The sequence below is a fragment of the Prauserella salsuginis genome (assembly GCF_024648885.1).
GTDB classification, from domain to species: domain Bacteria; phylum Actinomycetota; class Actinomycetes; order Mycobacteriales; family Pseudonocardiaceae; genus Prauserella; species Prauserella salsuginis.
Genome location: NZ_JANBBF010000009.1, coordinates 752327 through 775185, shown reverse-complemented (window position 1 = coordinate 775185; position 22859 = coordinate 752327). Strand labels below are relative to the sequence as shown.

The following is a 22859-nucleotide window of genomic DNA, read 5'->3' as shown; positions in this document are numbered from 1 at the left end:
TCCCGGCACCGCATCGGCGCCGGAAAGCCGTGCCCGCCGGGCCGCTACCGGCCCGAGTCCGAACGAACCTGCCGGTTGTCGCCGACGCCGAGCACGCTTTGCAGCTTCTCCAGCGGGACGCCCTTGGTCTCCGGCATCAACACCAGCACCCAGACGAGCTGGGCGACCATGCACACGAAGAAGAACGCGAACGCCGTACCCCCGCCGACGACCTCGGCCAGCAGCGGGAAGACCCAGGAGATGGCGGCCGCGAACCCCCAGTGGACCAGCGAGCCGAACGCCTGCCCGCGGGCCCGGACCGAGATCGGGAAGATCTCCGAGATGAAGACCCAGATGACCGCGCCCTGACCGAACGCGTGCGCCGCGACGAACAGCATCACCAGGACGACGACGAACATGCTGGCCGTGCCGGAGAAATCCTGCCCCTGGCCGAAGAAGATCGCCGAGAGGAGGCCCAGCGTGATCAGGTATCCGATCGACCCGATGAGCATCAGCTTGCGCCGCCCGAGCCGGTCGATCACGAACAGGGCGAGCATCGTCGAGATCAGGTTGATCAGCCCGACACCACCGCTGCTGAGGAACGACGCGCTCTCGCCCATCCCCGCCGAGGCGAAGATCGACGGGGCGTAATAGAGCACCGCGTTGATCCCGGAAAGTTGGTTGAACGCGGCGATCGCGAACGCGAGGAAGATGACCTTCCGGTGGCGGCGTGTGAAGAACGTGCCGCGCTGCTGCGCGCCGTCGGTCTCGAGTGCCTCGGTGATCTCCTGGTGGGCGAGGCGTGCCTCGTCCGGATCGGATGCGAGAGCTTCGATCACGCGGTCGGCCTCGTTCACCCGGCCCACCTTCATCAGCCAGCGCGGGCTCTCCGGCACCAGGAAGAGCAGGAGCACGAACGCGAGCGCCGGCAACGCCTCGACGCCGAACATCCACCGCCACGCCGTCGCTTCCGGCGCCAGTTGCAGCATGACGTAGTTCGACAGATACGCCAGCAGAATGCCGAGCACGATGTTGAACTGGAACAGTCCCACCATGCGACCGCGGAGCTTCGGCGGTGCCACCTCGGCGTTGTAGATCGGCGCGACCGCGGCCGCCGCGCCGACCCCGATGCCTCCGACGAACCGGAACACCATGAACGTCATCCAGTCCGGCGCGAGGGCCGAACCGACGGCGGATACGAAGTAGAGAATGCCGATCGCGTAGAGGACTTTCTTGCGCCCGAACAGATCGGCCGGCTTCCAGAGACCGGTCACGGCGGCACCCACGATGGTGCCGATCAGCGCGGTCGCGACGGTGAACCCCAGCCCGCCTGCGCTCAGCGAGAACACGTCCTGCAGCGCGTCGGTGGTACCGGAGATCACGGCGGTATCGAAACCGAACAGCAGCCCGCCGAGCGCGGCGATGACAGCGCTCCGCATGGCCAGTCGGCTCCCGGACGTACCTGCCCGGGTCGGTGCGTTCTGCATGGCGGGGAACCTTCCTCGTTGAAGGAGACGGAAAACGGGGATCGTGGTGCGGCGCCGGAGGGTCGTCCGGGTTCGTTACGCCGCCCCCGGCGGACCTGCTGCGCTGCTAACGGGTCGCCGCACAGCGGAGCGGTTCGAAGGAACCCGCCCTCCTGATGGGCGTCGCTGCCGGACCGGCGCGTGTCGCGGTCATGCGATCACCACCTCGATCGCGGCCTCGTTGAGTTCGGCCACGGCCTGTTCGTCGAGACCGGAGTCGGTCACCACGACGTCGATCTCGCCGAGCGTGGCGAACCGGGCGAACTGATCGTCGCCGTACTTGCTGTGATCGCTGAGCAGCACGCGACGACGGCAGGCCCCGACCATCGCCGCCTTCACCGCGGATTCGGCGGTGTCCGGTGTCGTACACCCGCGCGCGGCGGAGAATCCGTTCGTCCCGAAGAAGCCGATGTCCACGGTCAACCCGGCCAGGACGGCGAGCGCCCAGGACTCGACCGTCGCCAACGTCGCAGGCCGAATCCGGCCGCCCAGCATGTGCACGGTGACGTCGGTGCGGGTGGCGAGCTGGGAGGCGACGGGCAGCGAGTTCGTGACGATCGTCAGGTCCCGCCCCTGTGGCAGCAGTGCCGCAAGGCGGCTGCTGGTGGTACCGGCGTCGAAGAGCACGGTTCCGCGCTGCGGCACCAGATCGAGCGCGGCGCGCGCGATCCGGTCCTTCTCGGCCGAACGTGTCCGATCGCGTTCGTTGACCGCGGGTTCGAAATCCAGCCGTTCCAGCAGGATCGCGCCGCCGTAGACCCGGCGGACGAGGCCCTGGCGTTCCAGGGCTGCGAGGTCTCGCCGGATGGTTTCGGGCGCGACCCCCAACTGCTCGGACGTGGCGGTGACGTCGATCCGCCCGTCCGTGCGCACCTGCTGTGCCAGCAGCTGTTGGCGCTCCGCACCATACATGCCCGTTTCCCTCCGGTGCGTTTTGGTATTGCCTGATTCTGACGGTTGTTGCGTTCTTGTCAACCCTCGCAGCCCTAACCGCAGGACGGACCGCCACCCGGCGTGGCGCCCGTCTACACCCCGGACGCGGACATCGTCGGGGAATCACACCGAACACCGAGGACCGTCGGCCGCATCTGCACTTCCGGCCGACGGCCACGACCTCGGACAGCGCACGGAAGGTTCGAACCCCGCACGGCGCCGCACCCCGAGCCGCACGAGCCCCGCCCAGCCGAGTCCGCCGATTCCGAGGATTGACAACCCCGCAACAACAAGCACAATCAGTCGGCACCAGAGAGAAACCGGACCCAATCGGGCACCGGATCAATCGGACACCGCGAGACGGTCGGTCGCCGAAAGTCCCGGCGCGTGGACCGGGGACGCGGAGCTCCCTCCGGCAGCTCCGAACCCCTCGCCGAACTCGCCGGAGGACTGCGGAGCGGCCGCTCTCCGCAGCGTCGTCACTTCCCGATCAAGGAGGATCGCGTGACCCCAGGCTCGCCGCCATCGACCCCGCCCGTTCCCGCTCCGGCAACCGAGCGATTCCCCATGTCCGGAGCTCGAGCACGGCGACCCGGCCCCCGCTCCGGTTCCGGTCCTGGCCCCCGCTCCGTCCCCTGCTCCGGTTCGTGAACACCGGTACCGCCCCGTTTCGACATCCGCAGAACCCCACCATGCACTGCCGCGTGCCCACCGGGCGGCAGGAACAGACGAGGAGGCAACGATGGAAAACTCCGCTGACGGCACCGCCGCTTCCCGGCATCCACTGACACGGGGATTCGGACGCCGCAACTTCCTGGCCGGGGCCGGCGCGCTGGCCGGGCTGGGGTTGACGGCGACGCTGCCCGGTTCACCGACCGCCCGTGCCGGAACGACCGGCTCCGCCTCGGAAACGTCGCAGTGGCGTCCCTCGGTGTGCTTCACCCCGGAACGCAACTGGATGAACGATCCGAACGGGATGGTCTACTTCAAGGGCGAGTACCACCTGTTCTTCCAGCACAACCCGTACGGCGACCAGTGGGGCAACATGTCCTGGGGGCACGCGGTGAGCACCGACCTCGTGCACTGGAAGCAGCTGCCGGTGGCACTCGAACCCGACGAGCTGGGCGACATCTTCTCCGGCTGCGCAGTCGTGGACCAACACGACACCAGTGGTCTCTTCGGCGGCGGGCCCGGCCTGGTCGCGCTCTACACCAGCGCGGGCGACACACAGCAGCAGAGCCTGGCCTACAGCAGCGACCGCGGTCGCAGCTGGACCAAATACTCCGGCAATCCGGTGATCCCCAACTCCGGCGAGGCCGATTTCCGTGATCCCAAGGTCTTCTGGCACGCAGCGACGAACCGGTGGGTGATGTCGATAGCCGTGGGCGACCGGATCCGCTTCTACGGCTCGCCGAACCTGCTGCAGTGGGAACAGCTCAGCGAGTTCGGCGCGAACCACGGCGCACACGGCGGCGTGTGGGAGTGTCCCGACCTGTTCCGGCTGCCCGTGGATGGCGACGACCGCCGTGGCAAGTGGGTCCTCATCGTGAGCATCAATCCGGGTGGACCGGCAGGTGGCTCGGGAATGCAGTACTTCCTGGGCGACTTCGACGGCACCACGTTCACCCCCGACGCAGCTCCCGACGACGTCCTGTGGGCCGATGAGGGCTCGGACTTCTACGCCGCGGTGTCCTGGTCGGATGTTCCCGACGGCCGCCGACTGTGGCTGGGCTGGATGAGCAACTGGTCGTATGCGGCCGACGTCCCCACCTCGCCGTGGCGAGGTGGCATGTCCGTCCCGCGCGAACTGGAACTGGTCTCCACCGCAGCCGGAACGCGGCTCGCGCAGCAGCCGGTCAGGGAGCTGGAGCGAGTACGCCGCAACCGGCGAGCCTGGAGCGGAACCGTCTCCGAGCAGGGCGGAGCTCCGGACACCGCGGGAACGGCGCTCGACATCGTCGCCGAGTTCCGGCTCGCCGGTGCGACGGCGACCTCGTTCGGATTCGACGTCTTCGCGGGTGGCTCCTACCGCACCCGCATCGGGTACGACGTCACGACGCAGGAACTGTTCGTCGACCGGCGCAGTTCGGGCCGGACGACCGTCCACTCGAGCTTCCCGGCACGCCACACCGTCGCGCTGCCACCGACCGACGGCGTCCTCCGGCTCCGCATCGTGCTCGACCGGGCCAACGTGCAGGTGTTCGGCGACCGGGGTCAGGCCGTGATCACCGACCTCGTCTTCCCGGACGAGGGCAGCACCAGGGCGAGCACGTTCGCCACCGGTGGTGAGGTCACCGTGCAGTCGCTCGAAGTCTTCGACCTGGACGCGTGAGGTCCGGTGCCGCCCCGCACCGGGCAGCGGGGCGGCACCGGCGACCTCCCACATCACGACTTCCGGTCGGCGGCCCCGTTCCTGCGACGGCGAGTACCGGGCCGGCGGGCACGCGCCGTGCCGCCCGTCTCAGGAGCCACGGCGTTCATCGCGAGCGGCGTGCCGTCCTCGAAGACCCGGCCTTCCCGCCGGCGACGATCCTGTTCGCCGCCAGCGGGAAGGCCAGCACCGTGACGGCACCGGCCGTCACCATCACCGAGGCGGTGGCCGCAGTGATCAGCTGCGACGAGGCCGCGATCTGCGTGACCGCCACGATGATGGGCAACCCGGTCGCCGCGTAGAGGCCGAGCGCGAGCCGGTCGCGGGTCGTCGTGACGCCCGAATGGGTGCTCGTCCACATCTCGCGGGCGAACACCGGGAATCCGCGCACGACGAGGATCGCCCCGACGAACGCGAGCAGCAGCGGCCACTTCGACGCGACGGCACCAAGGTCGATGGTCATTCCGCTCGTCACGAAGAACACGGGGATGAGCAGGCTGAATCCGACGATCTCCAGTTTGTGCGCGATCTCCTCCGCGTGATCGGCCGCGACCGCCCGCAGCACCGCGTTCGACAGCAGGCCCGCGGAGAACGCCCCGAGCGCGACGTCCAGCTCCAGGACGGCCGTCAGCAGCATCAACGTCACCAGCACCAGGACGGTGATCCGCGCCGTGGTCTGCATCGTCGTGTTCGACGCCCGCATCACCGCACGTCCCAGCAGCGGCACCCGGCGCAGAATCCTGGCGGGCAGTGCCACCACGACCACCGCGGCCGCGGCGAACGCCAGCAGCACCGCCGCCGCCTGCCACGTCGCCCGCGTCGACAACAGCACCCACACCGGCGACTACCGGCGCCGCGCCGGTCGGCACCCACCCGCCCACCGGCTGCTCAACGCTGGACCGGATCGCCTCCCGACGCCAGGAACGCGTCGAGTTCGGCAGGGGTGGGCGCCGCCTCCCAGTCGCCGGGCATCGTGCACATCACCGCACCGCAGGCGTTCGCGCGGGCGAGCTTCTTCTCGACGCTCCATCCGTGCACGTCACCACTGAGATAGCCGGCCACGAACGCGTCCCCCGCACCGACGGTGTCGACCACGTCGACCCGGTGACCGGGGGCGTCGACGAGGACGCCGTCGCGGTAGACCGTCGCTCCGTCGGCACCGCGCTTGACGACGATCTCGCGCGTCCCGCCGGGATCGAGCGCGCGTACCAGCGCGCCGATGTCCGCAGCGGCCGCCCGGTCGTCGGTGGGGGCAGTACCGCCGGGGGCGACATGGGCGAGCTCGTCGGGTGAGCCGAACATGAGGTCGGCCTGCCCGGCCAGTTCGCCGAGCACCTCGGCGGCCACGTGCGCCGGCGCGAGCGTCGACCGGTAGTTCACGTCGACGCTCAAGCGCACGCCCGCAGCCCGCGCGCGCCCCACCACCGACCGGCACGTCTCCCGAGCCGAGTCCGACAGCAGCGGCGTGATGCCCGTCAGATGCACGAGCGCGGCGTTCTCGACCAGACCCGCAGGAACGTCCGCCGCGGCCAGCCGGGAACCGGCCGAGCCCGCACGGTAGTAATACACCCGCGCGGTCCCCTGGCCCGTGAGTTCCTTGAGCATGAGTCCCGTTGCCGCGTCGACGTCGACCTGCGCACGCACGTCGACGCCCTCACCGCGGACCTCACGCACGATCCGCCTGCCGAGCGAGTCGTCGCCGACCCGCCCGATCCACGTGACGGGCACGCCGAGCCTGCTCAGGCTCACGGCGACGTTCGTCTCGGAGCCGCCGATGCCCACGTGCGCGTCGGACACGTGCGCGAGCGATCCGATGCGGCCGCCCGTGATCAGGCCCATCGTCTCGCCCAGAGTCAGAACCGGGGAGTCGGTCATGCCGCTCCACTCCCCGCACACACCTCGACGAATCGCCGCGCCCGCGCGGCGAGCGCAGTCAGCTCGCCGCCTGCGAGCGCGTCGCCGAGGAGCGGTCCGCCGACGCTGACGGCCGCGGCGCCGGCCGCGAGCCACGCCCCCGCCGCATCGAGATCGACGCCTCCGGACGGAACCACGGCAAGCTCGGGGAACGGACCGCGCAGGTCCTTCAGATACCCCGGCCCCACCTGGCCCGCCGGGAACACCTTCACCGCAGGCACTCCCCTGCTCCAGGTGGACCACACCTCCGTCGGGGTGAGCCCGCCGGGGACGACGGGGACGTCGCGAGCCAGGGCCCGATCGACGACCGTGACGTCCGAGATCGGGGTGACCAGGTAGCGCGCTCCCCCGTCGGCGGCGGCGTCGACCTCGCCGGGACGGGTCACGGTGCCGACGCCGATGTCCGCGGTGTCGCCGTACCGTTCGACGAGTCCGGGCAGTGCGGCGGCCGTACCGGGCGTGGTGAGCGTGAGCTCGAAACTGCGCACTCCCGCTTCGACCATGGTGTCGATCACCGGCACGTAGTCGTCGGCGTGTTCACCGCGGATGACGACGACGAGCCGCGTTTCGGCGGTCCACCGAGGCAAAGCCTGTCGCTGGCTCATGACGTGTGTCCTCTCCCGACTCACCAGTCGTGCACGGTGCCGTCGAGCAGGCGGTTCACCGGTAGATAGGCAGCCGTGTAGGGGTGGCGCGCCGCGACCTCCTCGTCGAGTTCCACGCCGAGACCCGGGGTCTCGCCCGGGTGCAGGAAGCCGCGGTCGAACGTGTACGAGGTGCGGAACGCCTCGAGGGTCAGCTCGCTGTGCGGCATGTACTCCTGGATACCGAAGTTGTGGATCGCCAGGTCGAGGTGCAGCGCGGCGGCCATACCGACCGGCGAGACGTCGGTCGGGCCGTGGATGCCGGAGCGGATGCCGTAGATCGCCGCGAAGTCGAGCAGCTTCTTCATCCCGGTGACACCGCCGGTGTGGGTGGGCGCCGATCGCACGTAGTCGATAAGCCGCTCGGTGATCAGCGTCCGGTAGTCATGCACGGAGTTGAACACCTCGCCGGTGGCCAGCGGTGTCGTGCTGTGCTGCCGGACCAGCCGGAACGCCTCCTGGTCCTCGCCGGGCGTCACGTCCTCGAGCCAGAACAGGTCGTAGGGTTCGAGCGACTTGGCAAGCCGCGCCGCCTCGATCGGCGACATCCGGTGATGCGCGTCGTGGAGCAGCCGCAGCTCGGGGCCGAACTCCTCCCGCACCTTCTCGAAGATCGCGGGTACGTGCCGCAGGTAGGCGGGCGTGTCCCAGTCCTCTTCCTCGGGACGCGTCGCGGCGCCGCCGTCGGCACCGCGGTGTGCGGGTTCGTAGTCGTAGCGCTGTCCCGGCTCCGCGGTGTCGGACACGCCGTACACCCGCTCGAGACCGGGAACGCCCGTCTGGATGCGCACCGCCGTGTAGCCCTCGTCGACATATCCACGGATCGCGCGCGCCAGCGCCGGGTAGTCGTTGCCCGAGGCGTGGGCGTACACGCGGAGCTTGTCCCGGCTCGCCCCGCCGAGCAGCTGGTACAGCGGAACGCCCGCCTTCTTGGCCTTGATGTCCCACAGCGCCATGTCGACGGCGGCGATCGCGGCCATCGTCACGGGTCCGCGCCGCCAGTAGGCCCCGCGGTAGAGGTACTGCCACGTGTCCTCGATGCGGTCCTCGTCGCGGCCGATGAGCGTGCTCGCCAGGTGGTCCCGCAGGTACGAGGCCACGGCCAGTTCCCGCCCGTTGAGCGTCGCGTCGCCCCAGCCGACGACCCCGTCGGAGGTGACGACCTTGAGGGTGACGAAGTTGCGTCCGGGGCTGGTGACGATGACCTCGGCGGTCGAGATGCTCACGGCGGGTGTTTCCTTCCGGGCTGATGTGTCGATGGTGGACGGTGGGGCGGTCCCGGGTGCGGCGCGGCGGCCGCACCCGGGACCGGTTCAGACCGCGTTGCGCGGATCCCTCAGGTCGCGGCCCGCGACCTCCGGCATGAACAGCGTCCCGATGAGCGGGCACAGGGTGAAGAACCCGAGCAGGACCGCGACCGGGATCCACGAGCCGGTGGTGGCGGCGACCCAGGCGGCGGCGACCACAGGGCCGATGCCGGTGGCGATCATCGCGGCGATCTCCCGGATGACACCGGTCGCGGCGTAGCGGTGCCGGGAGCCGAAGATCTCCGGCAGCGTGAGGTTCTCGAGCGAGGCCAGCGCCATCACCGACACGTTGTGCATGACGATGTAGCCGACGAACACCTTCGGCACGTCCGCTCCCGCGATCAGCATCATGGTCGGCACGATGAGCACGAGCGAGATCACGCTCATCACCTGGTACATGCGGCGCCTGCCGAACCTGTCGCCGAGCGCACCCACGACGGGCACCGTGACGAACGCGCACAACGACGAGACGATCACGACGGTCGTACCCACCGACGCCGACATCGCCAGCGTCACCGTGATGAACGAGACCATGTAGGTCTGCAGGATGCCCGAGTTGCCTGCCTGCCCGAAGCGGAGCAGGAACGCCGGCACGAGTGCGCGCCACTTCTTCTGCTCGAGCGCCTCGAGCATCTGCGTGTCGTTCTCCCGCTCGGCCTTCGCCCTGACCTCGGCGGTCGACAGCGCCACCCCGTCGGAGACGTGGGAGCTCTCCTCGAACACCGGGCTCTCCTTGAGCCGGAACCGGATCCACACGGCCACCAGCAGGATCACGGCGCTGCCGAGGAACGGAATGCGCCAGCCCCACGAGAGCAGCTGCTCCTCGGACATGACCGCCACGAGAATGCCCCAGATGGCGGACGCACCGAGCGTGCCGCAGTTGGTGCCCAGCGCCACGAGCGAGGCGATCACGCCGCGCCGCCGCCTCGGCGCGTACTCGGCGAGCATGACACCGGCACCGGAGATCTCCGCACCGGCGCCGAAGCCCTGCCCGAGCCGCAACACCACGAGCAGGATCGGCGCGAGGATGCCGATGTCGTGGGCCGTGGGCAGCGCGCCGATGAGCGTCGTCGAACCGCCCATCAGCGCGATCGTGATGAACAGGACCTTCGTGCGTCCCACCCGGTCGCCGAGGCGTCCGAAGTACCAGGCACCCACGGGGCGGGCGACGTAACCGACGGCGTACGTGGCCATCGCGGCGACGACGGCGAGCGCGGCGCTGTCGCCCACGAAGAAGAGCTGGCCGAAGACGAGCCCGGCCGCGAGCGAGTACAGCTGGAAGTCCATGAACTCGAGCGCGGTGCCCAGCCAGCCGGACATCGCGGCGCGTGTGAGGTCACTGGTGCTGCGTTCGGCCTGGCCTGCTTCGGCGGTGCCCGTGTCGGGCGGCGGTGCTGAAGTGGACATCGTTGTTCCTTCTGCGGTGTCGGATGGGGACGTGAGGGCGGGTGGGGGTCAGAACTCGATGAGGACCTTGCCGGAGGCGGCGGAGTCCTTCGCCGTCGCGAACGCCTCGACCGCGTCGGCCGCGGGCAGGACGTGCGTGACGACCCGGGCGATGGTGGGGTGGGCGGCGAGCAACTCGACGGCCTCGTCGATCTCCGTCGAGAAGCGGAAGGTGCCGCGCAGCTGCAGTTCCTTCGACACGAGCGGCGCGAGGTTCACACCGATCGCGGCGTCGGCGAGCATGCCGACCTGGACCACGACGCCTGCCCTGGCCGCGGATGCGACCGACTGGGTCAGCGAGGCCGGCGCTCCGGAGCATTCGAACACGACGGGATACGAGGTCGCGGGCACCTCGTCGCGTCCGATGAGGAACGTCTCGTGGGCTCCGAGGTCGCGGGCACGGTCGAGGGCGGACTGCTGGACGTCGCCGACCGCCACGTGACCGACGCCCCGCGCGGCGAGCGCCGCGACGGTCAGCAGGCCGACGGGCCCCGCACCCAGCACGAGGGCGCGGTCGCCCAGGTCGCCACCTGCGACCGTGAGAGCGTGCAACGCCACGCCGAGCGGTTCGGCGAGCGCGGCGTCCCGCAGCGACAACCCGTCGGGCAGCCTGCGGAGCATGGGTTTCTCGACGAGCACGTACTCCGCCGCCGCGCCCTGCCGGTGGGGGAAGTCCGCGGCGCTGCCGAGGTAGTCGCCGCCGGGCCAGAGGTGCGGCCGGTCGTCGAGGCCCGTCACCGGGCAGCCGTACCGAGCGGGGTGCACGGTCACCGGCGTGCCGGTAGCCCATTCGCCGGACGGATCGGACTCGACGGTCGCCGAGAACTCGTGGCCGGGAGCGAACGGCTCGCGGACGAGGTTCTCACCGTTCTTGCCGTGGAAGTAGTAGTGCAGGTCCGAACCGCAGATGCCGACGTAGCGCACGCGCAGCAGCACCTCGCCCTCGCCGGGTTCGGGCACGGCGACGTCGTCGAGGCGCATGTCCTCGGCGCCGTGGATGAACAGACCTTTCATCGGTGATCAGCTCCAGGGGTCGGGGCGGGGCTCCGGGGAGGGCGGGGCGGGCTCAACGGGAGGCTGCGGCCACGTCGGCGGCCGCGGTGCGCACCCCGTCTCGGGTGATGAGCGTCAGCAGCTCGGCGACACGGGCGGTGAAGACGTCCTGGTCGGCGAGCGCCGCGGGGAAGAAGCCGCCGGTCATGATCCGGCGCACGTGGTCACTCACGGTCACGGCGCCGTCGACCGTCTCGGCGAGCCGTTCCCGGGCGGGTTCGGCGATGCGCTCCGCCAGCGGGTCCGGGTCGAAGCCCGCGGGCGGGGCGACGCACGCGATCCACGCGGCGGTGCACAGCGCGAGACGGTGCGGTATGCGGCCGCGCCGGAGGTGGAACAACGCCGCGTCGGGGATGCGCTGGAGCAACTTGACCGAACCGTCGGAGCCGACCTGCGTGGTGGCGTGGCCGATCAGCGGGTTGCGCCACCGGGCGTCCAGTTCGGACACGTACCCGTCGGCATCGAACCCGGTGGGCGGGGTGAACGTGGGCAGGTAGTCCTCGGCGATCCCGCCGAGGACCGCTTCGCGCACGAAGTCCAGCCCCCATGCGGTGTCGATCGTGGGTGCACCGGCGAGGACGCCGAGGTAGGCGATGAGCGAGTGCGACCCGTTGAGCAGGCGCAACTTGACCATCTCGTAGGCCTCGAGCTCGGTCGAGAACGTCGCACCCGCAAGATCCCATGCGGGACGGCCGCCCGCGAAGTCGTCCTCGAGCACCCACATGCTGAAGTCCTCGGCCGGCACGGGACACCGGTCGGTCACCCCGAGCAGGTCCTCGACACGCTGCGAGTGCTCGGCCGTCGTCTTCGGCACGATGCGGTCGACCATCGCGTTCGGGAACGACACCGACGAGGACACAAAGGACAGTACGTCGTCGTTCACGCCCGCCGCGTTGAGGAACTCCTCGACCACGGCGCGCGTGACGTCGCCGTTGGACTGGAGGTTGTCGCACGAGAGCACGGCGACCGGCGCACCGGAGGCGGCCCGCAGTTCGAGGCCCCGCGCGATCATGCCCATCGCGGTGCGCGGCGTCGAGCCGGCGACGAGGTCCGCGGCGACCTCGGGGTGGTCGAGAGCCAGGCGGCCGGTCGCCGGATCGCGCGTGTAACCGACCTCGGACACCGTGAGCGAGACGATGCGATGCGCCGGATCCGCGATCGCGGCCACGACGGCCGCGGGGTCGTGCGCCGCTACGCCGGTGTCGCGGTGGACGTCGACGACACCGGCCTTGGTGCCGCCCTCGGTCAGCTGCAGGATCGAATACAGGTTGTCCTGGGCGCGCATCGGCGCGACGACACGGTCCGACGAGTGAGCGAAGCCGCGGATGCCCCAGTCGCCTCCGGCCGCGGCCATCGCCTGCGCCGTGTAGACGGCACCGTGCGCGCGGTGGAAGTTGCCCAGACCGAGGTGCACGATGCCGGTCCGGTCGGGCGCTGATGCTCCGATGAGCGTTCCCGCGGGCACGCTACTGCGCCCGAGTCCCTGTGTCATGACGTCCTTGTCCTTCCGCGACGCGCGGCGGGCGCTGCCGGCACCAACCGTGTGCGTTTCATATCGCGAACCGGTCGTTTTGTATGTCGGACCATAAGTTAAACTCGCACTGAACGCGACGCAATACCGACCCCGGCGACAATGGAGCCATGGAGACCGAACCCACATCGGAAACGCCACCCGTGACGAGCCTCGATCGTGCGCTCGTCGTGCTCGAGACGGTCGCCGCCGCCGGCCCGGAGGGCATGGCACTCGGCGAGATCGCGGCGCACACCGGGATCAACAAGGGATCGGTCCACCGGCTGCTCCGCGGGCTTGCGCACCGCGAGTACGTGACGCGCGACGATGACGACCGCAACTACATCCTCGGCGAGGCACTCCGGCGGATCGTGCGCACGTTCGGCGCCGAGGAGAACCTGCCGCTGCTGTTCCGCCCACTGCTGCTCGAACTGTCCCGCCGCACGGAGGAACTCGTCCACCTCGGCATGCTCGACGGACGCCGCGTCGTCTACCTCGACAAGATCGAGCCCGAACGTTCCGTCCGCGTGTGGTCACGCGTCGGCAGGCGTGCGCACATCGCGAGCACGGCGCTGGGGCGCGCGCTCATCGCAACCGCTCCCCCGAGCGACGCTCTGCTGACCGGCTACGCCGACGAGGCCGACCCCGACGGGCAGCACCCGACACTCGCGGACCGGTTCCGCCACGCCGTCGAGTCGGCGCGCACGCTCGGCTGGGCGGTCGAGAACGAGGAGAACGAGCCCGGAATCGCATGTGTCGGTGTCGCCCTCACCTCGGGGACCGGACAGGACGTCGCGATCAGCGTCACCGGCCCCGCGGACCGCATGACCACCGACCGGCTGGCCGACGTCGGCGCACTGATGCGGGAGCTCGCAGGCAAACTCGCACCGGAGGAGTACACGCTGGCGCCGGCCACCGGGTGAGCGTCTCGGCAACACGGAGGCTCGCACCGCCGGACAGCGACCACCGCGACGATGTTGGATTTCCAACATAATCGTCCTCGCCCCCGACCCGGCGACGCCGCCCGTGTATCATTTCGAACAACTACGAGGGGAGGACGTGGCGTGGACAGTGCATCTGCCGGACTGCTGCGCTACGACGACGCCCCCGCGCGCCGCGGTGTGATCCTCGAACAACTCCACACCGCGGGATTCCTCGCGATCAGCGACCTCAGCAAACAGCTCGGCGTGTCGGACATGACCGTGCGCCGCGACGTGCGCCGGCTCGAACGGGACGGCAAGGTGCGGGTCGTGCACGGCGGCGTCAGCCTCCCCCCTGCCGACCAGCCACCGGCGTTCGAGGGCCGAGTTCGCGCCCGGCACGAGGCCAAACAGCGAATCGGCGCCCACGCGGCCGGCCTGCTCGCCGGATCCGACACGATCGCCGTCGACGCCGGTACGACGCCGTACGAACTCGCACTCGCCCTCCCCGACGACTTCGCCGGTTCCGTCGTCTCGCACTCGGTGCCCGTGCTGCAACGCATGCTGAGCCTGCCGGCCGCACGAACGGTCGCACTCGGCGGCGACCTCAACCACGACAGCCAGGCCTTCGTCGGGCCCATCACCGTGGACACCGCGGCCCAGCTGCGGGTGAAGACGTTCTTCCTCGGCGCCGCGGCCGTCGACGAGCGCGGCGTGTACGTCGCCACCGACCGGGAACGTCCGACCAAGCTCGCGCTGATGGACATCGCCGACCGCGTGGTGCTGCTCGCCGACCACAGCAAGTTCGACGCCGCCGCGGCGGTCCTGCTGTGCCCGCTGAGCCGACTCGACACCGTGGTCACTGATCGCAGACCCGCACTCGCCGACCTCTTCGACGGCGCCGGCGTCCAGCTCGATCTCGCCACCTCCTGACTCGGTCCGCACCGGCCTCGGGGCACCGGTGTGTCCACCGAACCGCCCCGCTGAGTCCTCCCAACGCTGAGCCCTCCCAACGCTGAGCCCTCCCCACTGAGCCCTCTCAGTTCAATCTTTTCCGCTGAATCTTCTCCGCTGAATCTTCTCCGCTCAATGTTCTATTTTCGACAGCGAATGTTGACTTATGAACATCCCCGGCCGACACTATGGGCGCCATCGGGCGAGGAGGAACCGTGGAAACCGTTGTCTTCGTTGGTGCGGCGACCGAGGACGCCATCGCCGTCACCGCGCATCACCCATCCCCTGACGAACGCGTCGTCGTCGACGACCTGGTCCGCAGCGGCGGTGGCCCCGCCGCCACCGCGGCCGTCACAGCCGCGCGCCTCGGAGTACCCGCCCAGGTCATCGCGGCCGTGGGAGACGACCGGCCCGGGCACGACGTCATCGACGGCCTCGACGCCGCAGGAGTCGACACGCGCCACGTGCGGGTGACCCCGCACGCCGGCACCCAGTCGGTCGTCGTCATCTGCAGCCGCAGCGACGCCACCCGCGCGATCTGTACCACCGCGGCACCACCCGTCGAACTCGACGAGGCCGCCGCGGAAGCCGTGCGTTCCGCCGACTGGGTCCACGTCGACCACCATGGGTGGCCACCGGTCGCCCGCCTGCTCGCGGACATACCGCCATCGGACCGTCCCCGACTGTCGGTCGATGCGGGCTACGCGGTCGATGATCTCCGATGCCGTCCCGACGAGGTCACCCTCTACGTGCCCACTGCGGACCGATTGCGAGCCGAGTACGGATCGACCGATCTCGACGCGGCACTCGCTGCCTGCACGGCCCACACCGTGGTGGCCACCGACGGCGCGAACGGTTCGATCGGCCGCGACCACCGCGGCCGACTACGCCGCGTGCCCGGACTGCCGATCGAGCCGGTCAGCACTCTGGGCGCAGGCGATGTCTTCCACGGCGCCCTGCTCACCGCCGTCGTTCGCGAACGTCCGCTGCACGAGGCGATGGCATACGCGGGTATCGCGGCGGCTCTCTCGTGCCGGGCCGTCGACGGCCGTTCCGCCATCCCCACCGACCACGAGATCGAGACCCACCTGAGCGAACTGAAGGAGTACGCGTGACCTCCCCTACGCCATACGACCTGACCGACCTGGCACGACCGTCGGGCGGCTTCGCGATGCTGGCGGTGGACCAGCGCGAGGCTCTGCGACTGATGTTCGCGGGAGCGGAGCCCGCCGCGGACGGCACGACGCCCGACGAGGTGCTTCGCCGCGTCGACGACGCGACCCTCACGGAGTTCAAGCTCGCCGCCACCCGCGCCCTCACTCCGCATGCCTCCGGTGTTCTGCTGGACAAGCAGTTCGTCTTCGACACCGCTGTCGACTCGGGAGCGGTCGCCCCCGGCTGCGGGCTCATCGCCGCCGCCGACCGGTTCGTGCCCGGGAACGGCGAGGCCGTCACCGACTCGGTGCTGGACGACACCGTCGACCCGCACACGGTGCGAACCCAGGGCGCCGTGGCGATGAAACTCCTCGTCGTGTGGCGGCCCGATGAGGACGCACACCGCCGAGTCGCCATGGTCGAACGCTTCGTTGCCAGGTGCCGCGCCGCCGGCCTCGTCAGCATCATCGAACCGGTGTCGAAAGCCCCTCGCCGCGGAGGCCACTGGGACTGGAACGCCGGCGTCCACGCGGCGGCCGACGAGCTCGGCGGACTCGGCGCCGACCTGTACAAGTCCGAGGTTCCCTTGCGCGGCAAGGCCGACGCCGACGTCCTGCACCGCGAATGCACCCGGCTCGGCGCACGGATCGCGTCACCGTGGGTGGTGCTGTCCTCCGGGGTGGATGCCGACGATTTTCCCCGCGCGGTCGAGGTCGCCTGCGCGGCAGGAGCGTCCGGGTTCCTCGCCGGCCGTGCGGTATGGCGGGCCTGCGTCGGAGCCGCGAACCTGCCCGACGCGCTCGAGGCGGACGCCGTCCCGCGGTTGCAGCGGCTGGCGGATCTGGTCGATCGCGCCGTGAGCGCCCCCACTCGCTGAAGGAGGACATGGTGTTGGTCAAGGAGATCCGCTTCCCCGGCGTCGGCGAGGTCGAAGTGGGCGAGGTCGCCGACAATCCTCGTCCCGGGCCGGGAGAAGCACTGGTGGCGCCCTCGTATGTCGGCATATGCGGCTCGGATCTGCACGTTTATGCCGGACGGCATCCGTTCGTCCGTCCTCCCGTGGTGACCGGGCACGAGAGCATCGGCGAAGTACTCGCGATCGGCGACGGCGTCACCGGGATCGACCGCGGCGAGCGGGTGCTGATCAATCCGCTGGTCCATTGCGGACAGTGTGCGGCGTGTGCGGCCGGTGCCCTCAACACGTGCGAGTCCGCGCGGGTTCTCGGGTTCAAACTGCCCGGCACGGCGCGCACCCGAACCGTCCAGGACGCGTCCCGCCTGCATCGCGTTCCCGACGCGGTGGCCACGGATGTCGCCTGCCTGGCCGAGCCACTGGCCACCGCAGTCCATGCGGTGGGCCGCACCCACGGGCCGCCGGCCCTGGAGAACGTGTTGGTGATCGGCGGCGGCTGCATCGGCCTGGCCGTACTGCTGGCCGCTCGCGCCCACGGTGCCGGCAGGATCACTCTCGTCGAACCCGTCGCGGCGAAACGTGACCTGGCTTCCCGACTGGGCGCCGACCGGGTGGTGGAACCCGAGCGCCTCGGCGAGCTCGCCGGATTCACGACGGCATTCGACTGCGTGGCCGGTGCGGACACGCTCCGCGCTGCCGTGGCCGGCACTCGCGGTGGCGGACGGGTCGTGGTCGTCGGCGTGCCGTCACGGACCGAGCTCGACCTGCCGTTGCCACGGATGCAGCGCTTCGAGGTCGACCTCGTCGGCAGCGGTATGTACCTGCCCGCCGACATCGACTCCGCGCTGTCGCTCATCGCCGACGGATCCATCGACCCACGGCCCCTCATCTCCCGATGTTTCCCGCTCGCCGACGCCTCGTCCGCCTACCCGGCGGCGGCCGACCCGGACACCGTGAAGGTTCTCGTTCGACTCTCCGACTGAAGGAGCACACATGACCCCCGTCTCGCAGCGTGGCGAGCGGAAACGCATGCGCACCGTCGCCATCGCCAGTTTCATCGGCGCTCTCATGGAGTGGTACGACTTCTTCCTCTTCGGTACAGCCTCGGCGCTGGTGTTCGGCCCCGTGTTCTTCCCCGATGCGGAACCCACCGTCGGCACACTGGCCGCGTTCGCGACGTTCGGCGTCGGGTTCGTCGCACGTCCGCTCGGCGGTGTCGTGTTCGGACACTTCGGCGACCGGGTGGGACGCAAATCGATGCTCGTGATCACGCTGATGATCATGGGCGTCGGTACGTTCGCGATCGGGTGTCTGCCCGACTACGAACAGATCGGCATCGCCGCTCCGATCCTGCTGGTCGTGTTCCGCCTCGCGCAGGGACTCGGGCTCGGGGGCGAGTACGCGGGCGCGGCCCTGATGACCATCGAACACGCACCCGAGGCCCGGCGCGGGTTCTGGGGCAGTCTCCCCCAGGCTGCCGCGTCCGGGGGCATCCTGTTGTCCACCGGCGCTTTCGCACTGGTCAGCCAACTGGACAGGGCGGAGCTGCTGTCCTGGGGTTGGCGGCTGCCGTTCCTCGTCAGCATCATGCTGCTCGGGGTCGGTCTGGTCATCCGGCTGAAGGTGAGCGAAAGTCCCGAGTTCGAGCGAACCGCGGCGGAACGGAAGCGGAACAACAGCGGCAAGCAGCCGATCCCGCTGTTGCAGGTGTTCCGCAAGCATCCCCGTAACCTGCTGCTCGCCTTCGGCGCTCGGCTCGGCGAGACGGTCACCTCGAACGCGATCAACGCCTTCGGTATCTACTACGTCTCGACCCACGTCGGCGTCGCGGAGTCGACGGCGCTGAACGGCATGCTGTTGGCCTCGGTCATCGGGCTGGTGACCGTGCCGATCATCGGAGCGCTGTCCGACCGGATCGGCAGACGCAGGATCTATCTCGCGGGCTCGGTGTTCGGCGTCGTGTTCGCCGTCCCGTTCTTCCTGATGCTCGACTCGGGGTCGATACCGATAATCACGCTCGCGTTCGTGATCGCATACGTGTTCGTACCGACCATGATGTTCGCCGTGCAGTCGACGTTCTTCTCGGAGCTGTTCGGTGCCGACGTCCGCTACACCGGACTGTCGCTGGCCTATCAGGTGTCGGCGATCGCGGGCGGGTACGTCCCTGCCGTCGCCACCTCCCTGCTGGTCGCGGGCGGTGGTGAACCGTGGCTGGTGGCCGCGGTGTTCGCAGTGGTGTGCCTGGTGACGACGGCCTGTGTGCTGCTGGTGGCACATCGCCCCGCGGGCGCCGCCGCCGACTCCGCCGCCGAGACCGCCGACCGGCCGGAGACGACCGGCGAGCGCATCTCCTAGCACCCGCGGCGACGGCCCGGCTGCTGCCCACGTATCGGTGCGTGGCAGCGGCCGGGCCACGGTTTCAGCCGATGGCAGCACCGCCGCAGACCTTGAGCACCTGACCCGTCACGTATCCCGCGCCCGGTCCTGCCAGATAGCCCACGGCCGCGGCCACCTCCTCCGGCGTGCCCATACGTTTGATCACCTGGTCGTCCAGTGCGTAGGCGACGTCGGCGGTCAGCGCCGTCGCGATCGGGCCGGGAGCTACCGAATTACAGGTGATCCCGTCCGCGCCGAGCTCCTTGGCGAGCCACTTCGTCAACGCGATCACGCCGCCCTTCGACGCCGCGTACGCGGGACCGGACCGACCGCCGCCGGCACCTCCCGACCGCGGGCCGCCCATGATCCCGGAGATCGAGCTGACGTTGATGATCCGCCCGTCTCCCCGTTCCTTCATGTGGGGTTCGGCGGCGCGGCAGTACAGGAACATCCCGCGCAGGTTGGTGTCCAGGTCGCGGTACCACTCGTCGTCGGTGAGCGTGTCCAGGCCGTTCCTGCTGGCCGTGCCCGCGTTGTTGACCAGGACGTCGAGCGAACCGAGTTCGTCGACCGTGGCATCGACCGAGGCGCGCACGGCCTCCTCGTCACGCACATCCACTTTCCGGTACCGCACGTGCTGCTCCGGGAAGTCCGCGGCGAGAGACGTCACCTCGGCCGACTCGTCGGCCAGGTCGACGGCCACCACGTGCGCGCCCTGTCCCGCCAGGCCCCGTGCGACGGCCAGTCCGATACCGCGCGCGGCGCCGGTGACCAGGGCGACCCGGCCGGTGAGGTCGAACGGATTCACTTCCACGTTCCCTTCTAGAAGCCCAGCAGATCGGGAAGCCAGTTGGACAGCGCCGGTACGTACGCGACGAGCAGCAGCACGACCAGGCCGGCGGCGAAGAACGGCCGGATGCCCTTGACGACTTCGGCAAGCGGAACCTTCGCGATACCCGCGGCCACGAACAGGTTGACGCCGACCGGCGGGGTGACCAGCCCGAGCGCCAGGTTCACGACCATCATCACGCCGATGGTCGTCACGTCGACGCCCGCTTCGAGCAGCACCGGCGCGATGATCGGCACGAAGAGGTACAGCGCGGACACCGCGTCGATGAACGCGCCGACGATCAACAGCACCACGATGGCCATCAGCACGATCAGCACCGTGTTGCCGGTCAGCCCCAGCAGTGCCTCCGAGATGTTCTCCGCGATCTCGTTGACGGTGACCACGTAGGCGAACACCGAGGCCGAACCCACGATCAACATCACCACGGCCGACTGCGCCGAAGCGGTCACGAGGATGCGGTACAGCTGCCGCGGGCTGATCTCCCGGTATACGAACAGGCCGACCAGCAGCGCGTAGACCGCCGCGACCACGGCCGACTCGGTCGGTGTGACGATGCCGCCGTAGATGCCGCCGAGGATGATCAACGGGACCAGCAGACCCGGGATCGCCTTGCCGAAGGAGGCGGCGAACCCGTGCGACGCGATCACCTCGGCACCGTCGCCGGCAGCAGGCGCATCCGCGTCGCCGCCGCTGCGACCGCCGTTACCACCACTGCCACCATTGCCGCCGCTGCCACCTGCGGCGCCCGCCGCGACCGTGACGGGTTGGGTCCGCGGCAGCAGCAGGCTGGCCACCACGAGCGCGGCGGCCAACAGAATGCCGGGCACGATGCCCGCCACGAACAGCCGCACGATCGACACACCGGCGTAATCGCTCACGACCACCGCGAAGATGATGAACGCGACGCTGGGCGGCACGATGATGCCCATCGAACCGGCACTGGCGAGCAGGGACGTCGCGTGCCGGGCTGCGTAACCCTGGCGGATCAGCGCCGGAATGAGGATCGACCCGATGGCCGCCACCGTGGCGGGGCCCGATCCCGAGATGGCCGAGAAGAAGAACGCGGCGATGATGACGACGATCGCCAAGCCGTGCTTGCGCCTGCCCACACAGGCGTGTGCGAAGTCCACGAGCCTGCGCGAGATACCGGCGTACTCCATGATCACGCCGGCGAGGATGAAGAACGGGATCGCCAGCAACGTCTCCGACGCGACGGAGGCGGTGAAGACGTTCGGCACGATCGACAGTTCCCCGAAACCGCCCATGGCCACCAGCGAGACGCAGGCCGCCACCCCGAGCGAGAACGCCACGGGAACACCCATCAGCAGCAACACGAAGAAGCTGCCGAACAGCACGAAACCGATCACCGGTCGGCCTCCTCACTCGGCTGAGAATCCACTGTGGACCTGCGGAAGCCGATCCGACTCGCCTGCAACGTGCGGTACACACCGAAGATCGCGCCCACTGGGAGAGCGGCGGTGAACAACCACTGCGGAACCCGGATCGACGGTGTCGCCCTGCCACTGCCGAGCTGAGCGATCGCCATGTCGATACCGAAGTACAGCAGTACGGCCAGGAACGTCAGGATGGCGATGGTGATCAGAACCGTCATGGCCTGCCGCACCACCCCGGTGGCCTTCTCGTGCAGTGCACTGAAGCCCAGGTGGGCGCCTTCCCTGAGCCCGATCACCGCGCCCATCATCACCATCCACACCGCGAGGTTGACGGTGAGTTCCGAGGTGAAGGCCAGTGAGGCGTTGAGGAAGTACCGGCTGATGACGTTGACGAACGCGACCACAGCCACCACCGCGAACGGGACGGCTGCCAGCACGTTCTCCGCGGCTGTGAGCACGCGTTCCGAAGTCGACTTCTGCATGGCTCAGCGCTCCGGGCTCACGGCGCGGACCATCGCGGGCCCCCACACCGGTTCGTAGGATTCGTACAGCGGCCGTACCGTCGCGCGGAAGCGGGCGAGCTGCGCATCGGTGAGCTCGGTCGTCTTCATCAGCTTCGACTGCTCGTCGATCTGCTGCTGTTCGAGCCCCCGGTTGGTCTCGATCTGGAAGGAGTTCGCGTCGGCCGCGGCCTTCTCCACGATCTTCCGGTCGGCGGGGCTCAGTGATCGGAACAGGTCCTGGTTCATCCCGAGGATCAGCGGGTCGTAGACGTAGTTCCACACCGTCAGATGCGGCTGCACCTCGGCGAGCCCGGCCGACGAGATGACGTCCATCGGGTTCTCCTGGCCCTCGATCGTGCCCTGCTGGAGCGAGGTGAACACCTCGGAGAAGTTCATCGTCGTCGGGTTGGCGCCGAGCCCGCGGAAGATGTCGGTGAACATGCCGATCCCCGGGATGCGCACCTTGATGCCGGCCAGGTCGGCGGGCTTGCTCACCGGGCGGACGTTGTTGGTCAGCTGCCGGAAGCCGCTCTCGCCGAACCCGAGCATCTTCACGCCGATCTCGGAGGACAGCTTCTCGTAGGCGGCGGTCGCACCGCCCTGCAGTGCGCGGTCGGCCTCGTCGTAATCGCGGTACAGGAACGGGGCGTTGATCGCGCCGAACCGCGGGTCGATGCCCGCGTAGATGATCGTGGAGTTGTAGGAGAAGTCCTTGTCGCCGTTCATCAGCTGTTCGACCCCGGCAGCAGGATCGCCCGCCGACAGCTGTTCGCCGGTGAAGATCCGGAGTTTCATCCGGCCACCGGACTCGCGTGACAGGGTTTCGGCGAACCTCTCCGCCGCTTGATACCAGGTGGAGGACTCGCCGACCGTGACGGTCATGTCCCAGGTGTAGACCGGTCTGTCCGGTGTGGCCGTCACCGAGCCGCATGCACCGAGCATCAGGCAGGCCAGCAGCGCGACGGCGCCCCGAAGGCGCTTCGACATCATTGTCCGTTTCTCCTCGTCCGCCCCGGAAGGGCACACCGATATTGAGAGAAGCCGATCAGCGATGTCAATGCACATTCGCGATCCATGGTCCACAATATGGACCATTGCGGTCCGGCTCGAA

General features: G+C 69.4%; 20 protein-coding genes. 7 read left to right on the top strand and 13 right to left on the bottom strand.

What is annotated here, in order from left to right:
- Nucleotides 1–44: 44 nt before the first annotated feature.
- Nucleotides 45–1418 (bottom strand): sugar porter family MFS transporter, encoded by a 1374-nt coding sequence (locus tag LY40_RS10355; RefSeq protein ID WP_258936648.1) that lies wholly within the window; start codon nucleotides 1416–1418, stop codon nucleotides 45–47.
- Between the two features lie 237 nt (nucleotides 1419–1655).
- On the bottom strand, nucleotides 1656–2417 hold the full coding sequence (locus LY40_RS10350) for a DeoR/GlpR family DNA-binding transcription regulator (RefSeq protein WP_258936647.1): 762 nt from the start codon (nucleotides 2415–2417) through the stop codon (nucleotides 1656–1658).
- A gap of 763 nt (nucleotides 2418–3180) precedes the next feature.
- Between LY40_RS10350 and LY40_RS10345 the strand changes: the two genes are divergently transcribed.
- Nucleotides 3181–4770 carry a glycoside hydrolase family 32 protein gene (locus LY40_RS10345; protein ID WP_183783844.1) on the top strand — a complete coding sequence of 530 codons (1590 nt, stop codon included), beginning with the start codon at nucleotides 3181–3183 and terminating at the stop codon, nucleotides 4768–4770.
- Nucleotides 4771–4915: 145 nt separating this feature from the next.
- On the opposite strand, the gene LY40_RS10340 is transcribed toward LY40_RS10345, so the two are convergent.
- The 7 genes from LY40_RS10340 to LY40_RS10310 all read right to left on the bottom strand — a co-directional run bounded on the left by LY40_RS10340 (nucleotide 4916) and on the right by LY40_RS10310 (nucleotide 12665).
- Complete coding sequence (locus tag LY40_RS10340) at nucleotides 4916–5647, bottom strand: cation:proton antiporter domain-containing protein (RefSeq protein WP_258936646.1); 732 nt, start codon at nucleotides 5645–5647, stop codon at nucleotides 4916–4918.
- Nucleotides 5648–5697: 50 nt separating this feature from the next.
- Entirely contained in the window at nucleotides 5698–6684 is a 987-nt protein-coding gene (locus tag LY40_RS10335) for a sugar kinase (RefSeq protein WP_258936645.1), read from the bottom strand.
- Nucleotides 6681–7328, bottom strand: a complete 648-nt coding sequence (locus LY40_RS10330; protein WP_183783838.1) for a bifunctional 4-hydroxy-2-oxoglutarate aldolase/2-dehydro-3-deoxy-phosphogluconate aldolase — start codon at nucleotides 7326–7328, stop codon at nucleotides 6681–6683. The genes LY40_RS10335 and LY40_RS10330 overlap by 4 nt, the downstream gene beginning before the upstream one ends.
- Before the next feature lie 20 nt (nucleotides 7329–7348).
- Nucleotides 7349–8593, bottom strand: coding sequence for a D-mannonate dehydratase ManD (gene manD, locus LY40_RS10325; protein ID WP_183783836.1), 1245 nt, complete (start codon nucleotides 8591–8593; stop codon nucleotides 7349–7351).
- A gap of 87 nt (nucleotides 8594–8680) precedes the next feature.
- Nucleotides 8681–10081: an MFS transporter gene (locus LY40_RS10320; RefSeq protein WP_183783835.1), complete on the bottom strand. Its 1401-nt coding sequence runs from the start codon at nucleotides 10079–10081 to the stop codon at nucleotides 8681–8683.
- Between the two features lie 48 nt (nucleotides 10082–10129).
- Nucleotides 10130–11134 (bottom strand): L-idonate 5-dehydrogenase, encoded by a 1005-nt coding sequence (locus LY40_RS10315; protein WP_183783833.1) that lies wholly within the window; start codon nucleotides 11132–11134, stop codon nucleotides 10130–10132.
- Nucleotides 11135–11186: 52 nt separating this feature from the next.
- A complete protein-coding gene (locus LY40_RS10310; protein ID WP_258936644.1) occupies nucleotides 11187–12665 on the bottom strand; it encodes a mannitol dehydrogenase family protein in 1479 nt (492 codons plus the stop codon).
- Between the two features lie 149 nt (nucleotides 12666–12814).
- Between LY40_RS10310 and LY40_RS10305 the strand changes: the two genes are divergently transcribed.
- From LY40_RS10305 to LY40_RS10280, 6 genes are all read left to right on the top strand, one after another.
- Complete coding sequence (locus tag LY40_RS10305) at nucleotides 12815–13606, top strand: IclR family transcriptional regulator (protein WP_183783829.1); 792 nt, start codon at nucleotides 12815–12817, stop codon at nucleotides 13604–13606.
- A 141-nt stretch (nucleotides 13607–13747) separates the two neighbouring features.
- A complete protein-coding gene (locus tag LY40_RS10300) occupies nucleotides 13748–14536 on the top strand; it encodes a DeoR/GlpR family DNA-binding transcription regulator (RefSeq protein WP_183783827.1) in 789 nt (262 codons plus the stop codon).
- 236 nt (nucleotides 14537–14772) lie between these two features.
- Nucleotides 14773–15672 carry a PfkB family carbohydrate kinase gene (locus LY40_RS10295; protein WP_258936643.1) on the top strand — a complete coding sequence of 300 codons (900 nt, stop codon included), beginning with the start codon at nucleotides 14773–14775 and terminating at the stop codon, nucleotides 15670–15672.
- Nucleotides 15669–16589, top strand: a complete 921-nt coding sequence (locus LY40_RS10290; protein ID WP_308216702.1) for a hypothetical protein — start codon at nucleotides 15669–15671, stop codon at nucleotides 16587–16589. Before LY40_RS10295 ends, LY40_RS10290 begins: the two co-directional genes overlap by 4 nt.
- A gap of 8 nt (nucleotides 16590–16597) precedes the next feature.
- The gene (locus LY40_RS10285; RefSeq protein WP_258936642.1) at nucleotides 16598–17608 is read left to right on the top strand and encodes a zinc-dependent alcohol dehydrogenase; all 1011 of its coding nucleotides are present in this window, start codon (nucleotides 16598–16600) and stop codon (nucleotides 17606–17608) included.
- 10 nt (nucleotides 17609–17618) lie between these two features.
- A complete protein-coding gene (locus tag LY40_RS10280; protein ID WP_183783822.1) occupies nucleotides 17619–18980 on the top strand; it encodes an MFS transporter in 1362 nt (453 codons plus the stop codon).
- A gap of 64 nt (nucleotides 18981–19044) precedes the next feature.
- Here LY40_RS10280 and LY40_RS10275 read toward each other — a convergent pair whose 3' ends face one another.
- Genes LY40_RS10275 through LY40_RS10260 form a run of 4 tightly spaced genes read right to left on the bottom strand, consistent with a single transcriptional unit; the run spans nucleotide 19045 to nucleotide 22738 of the window.
- Nucleotides 19045–19815: an SDR family NAD(P)-dependent oxidoreductase gene (locus LY40_RS10275; RefSeq protein ID WP_258936641.1), complete on the bottom strand. Its 771-nt coding sequence runs from the start codon at nucleotides 19813–19815 to the stop codon at nucleotides 19045–19047.
- A gap of 8 nt (nucleotides 19816–19823) precedes the next feature.
- Nucleotides 19824–21218 carry a TRAP transporter large permease gene (locus LY40_RS10270; protein ID WP_183783820.1) on the bottom strand — a complete coding sequence of 465 codons (1395 nt, stop codon included), beginning with the start codon at nucleotides 21216–21218 and terminating at the stop codon, nucleotides 19824–19826.
- On the bottom strand, nucleotides 21215–21727 hold the full coding sequence (locus tag LY40_RS10265) for a TRAP transporter small permease (protein WP_183783818.1): 513 nt from the start codon (nucleotides 21725–21727) through the stop codon (nucleotides 21215–21217). Before LY40_RS10265 ends, LY40_RS10270 begins: the two co-directional genes overlap by 4 nt.
- Before the next feature lie 3 nt (nucleotides 21728–21730).
- Nucleotides 21731–22738: a DctP family TRAP transporter solute-binding subunit gene (locus LY40_RS10260; RefSeq protein ID WP_258936640.1), complete on the bottom strand. Its 1008-nt coding sequence runs from the start codon at nucleotides 22736–22738 to the stop codon at nucleotides 21731–21733.
- Nucleotides 22739–22859 lie beyond the last annotated feature (121 nt).

Excerpts from the sequence above, each read along its gene's own strand:
- LY40_RS10355 (WP_258936648.1), bottom strand. The coding sequence starts at position 1,418 with ATGCGGAGCGCTGTCATCGCCGCGCTCGGCGGGCTGCTGTTCGGTTTC.
- LY40_RS10350 (WP_258936647.1), bottom strand. The coding sequence starts at position 2,417 with ATGTATGGTGCGGAGCGCCAACAGCTGCTGGCACAGCAGGTGCGCACG.
- LY40_RS10345 (WP_183783844.1), top strand. The coding sequence starts at position 3,181 with ATGGAAAACTCCGCTGACGGCACCGCCGCTTCCCGGCATCCACTGACA.
- LY40_RS10335 (WP_258936645.1), bottom strand. The coding sequence starts at position 6,684 with ATGACCGACTCCCCGGTTCTGACTCTGGGCGAGACGATGGGCCTGATC.
- LY40_RS10330 (WP_183783838.1), bottom strand. The coding sequence starts at position 7,328 with ATGAGCCAGCGACAGGCTTTGCCTCGGTGGACCGCCGAAACGCGGCTC.
- LY40_RS10320 (WP_183783835.1), bottom strand. The coding sequence starts at position 10,081 with ATGTCCACTTCAGCACCGCCGCCCGACACGGGCACCGCCGAAGCAGGC.
- LY40_RS10315 (WP_183783833.1), bottom strand. The coding sequence starts at position 11,134 with ATGAAAGGTCTGTTCATCCACGGCGCCGAGGACATGCGCCTCGACGAC.
- LY40_RS10310 (WP_258936644.1), bottom strand. The coding sequence starts at position 12,665 with ATGACACAGGGACTCGGGCGCAGTAGCGTGCCCGCGGGAACGCTCATC.
- LY40_RS10305 (WP_183783829.1), top strand. The coding sequence starts at position 12,815 with ATGGAGACCGAACCCACATCGGAAACGCCACCCGTGACGAGCCTCGAT.
- LY40_RS10285 (WP_258936642.1), top strand. The coding sequence starts at position 16,598 with ATGGTGTTGGTCAAGGAGATCCGCTTCCCCGGCGTCGGCGAGGTCGAA.
- LY40_RS10280 (WP_183783822.1), top strand. The coding sequence starts at position 17,619 with ATGACCCCCGTCTCGCAGCGTGGCGAGCGGAAACGCATGCGCACCGTC.
- LY40_RS10265 (WP_183783818.1), bottom strand. The coding sequence starts at position 21,727 with ATGCAGAAGTCGACTTCGGAACGCGTGCTCACAGCCGCGGAGAACGTG.
- LY40_RS10260 (WP_258936640.1), bottom strand. The coding sequence starts at position 22,738 with ATGATGTCGAAGCGCCTTCGGGGCGCCGTCGCGCTGCTGGCCTGCCTG.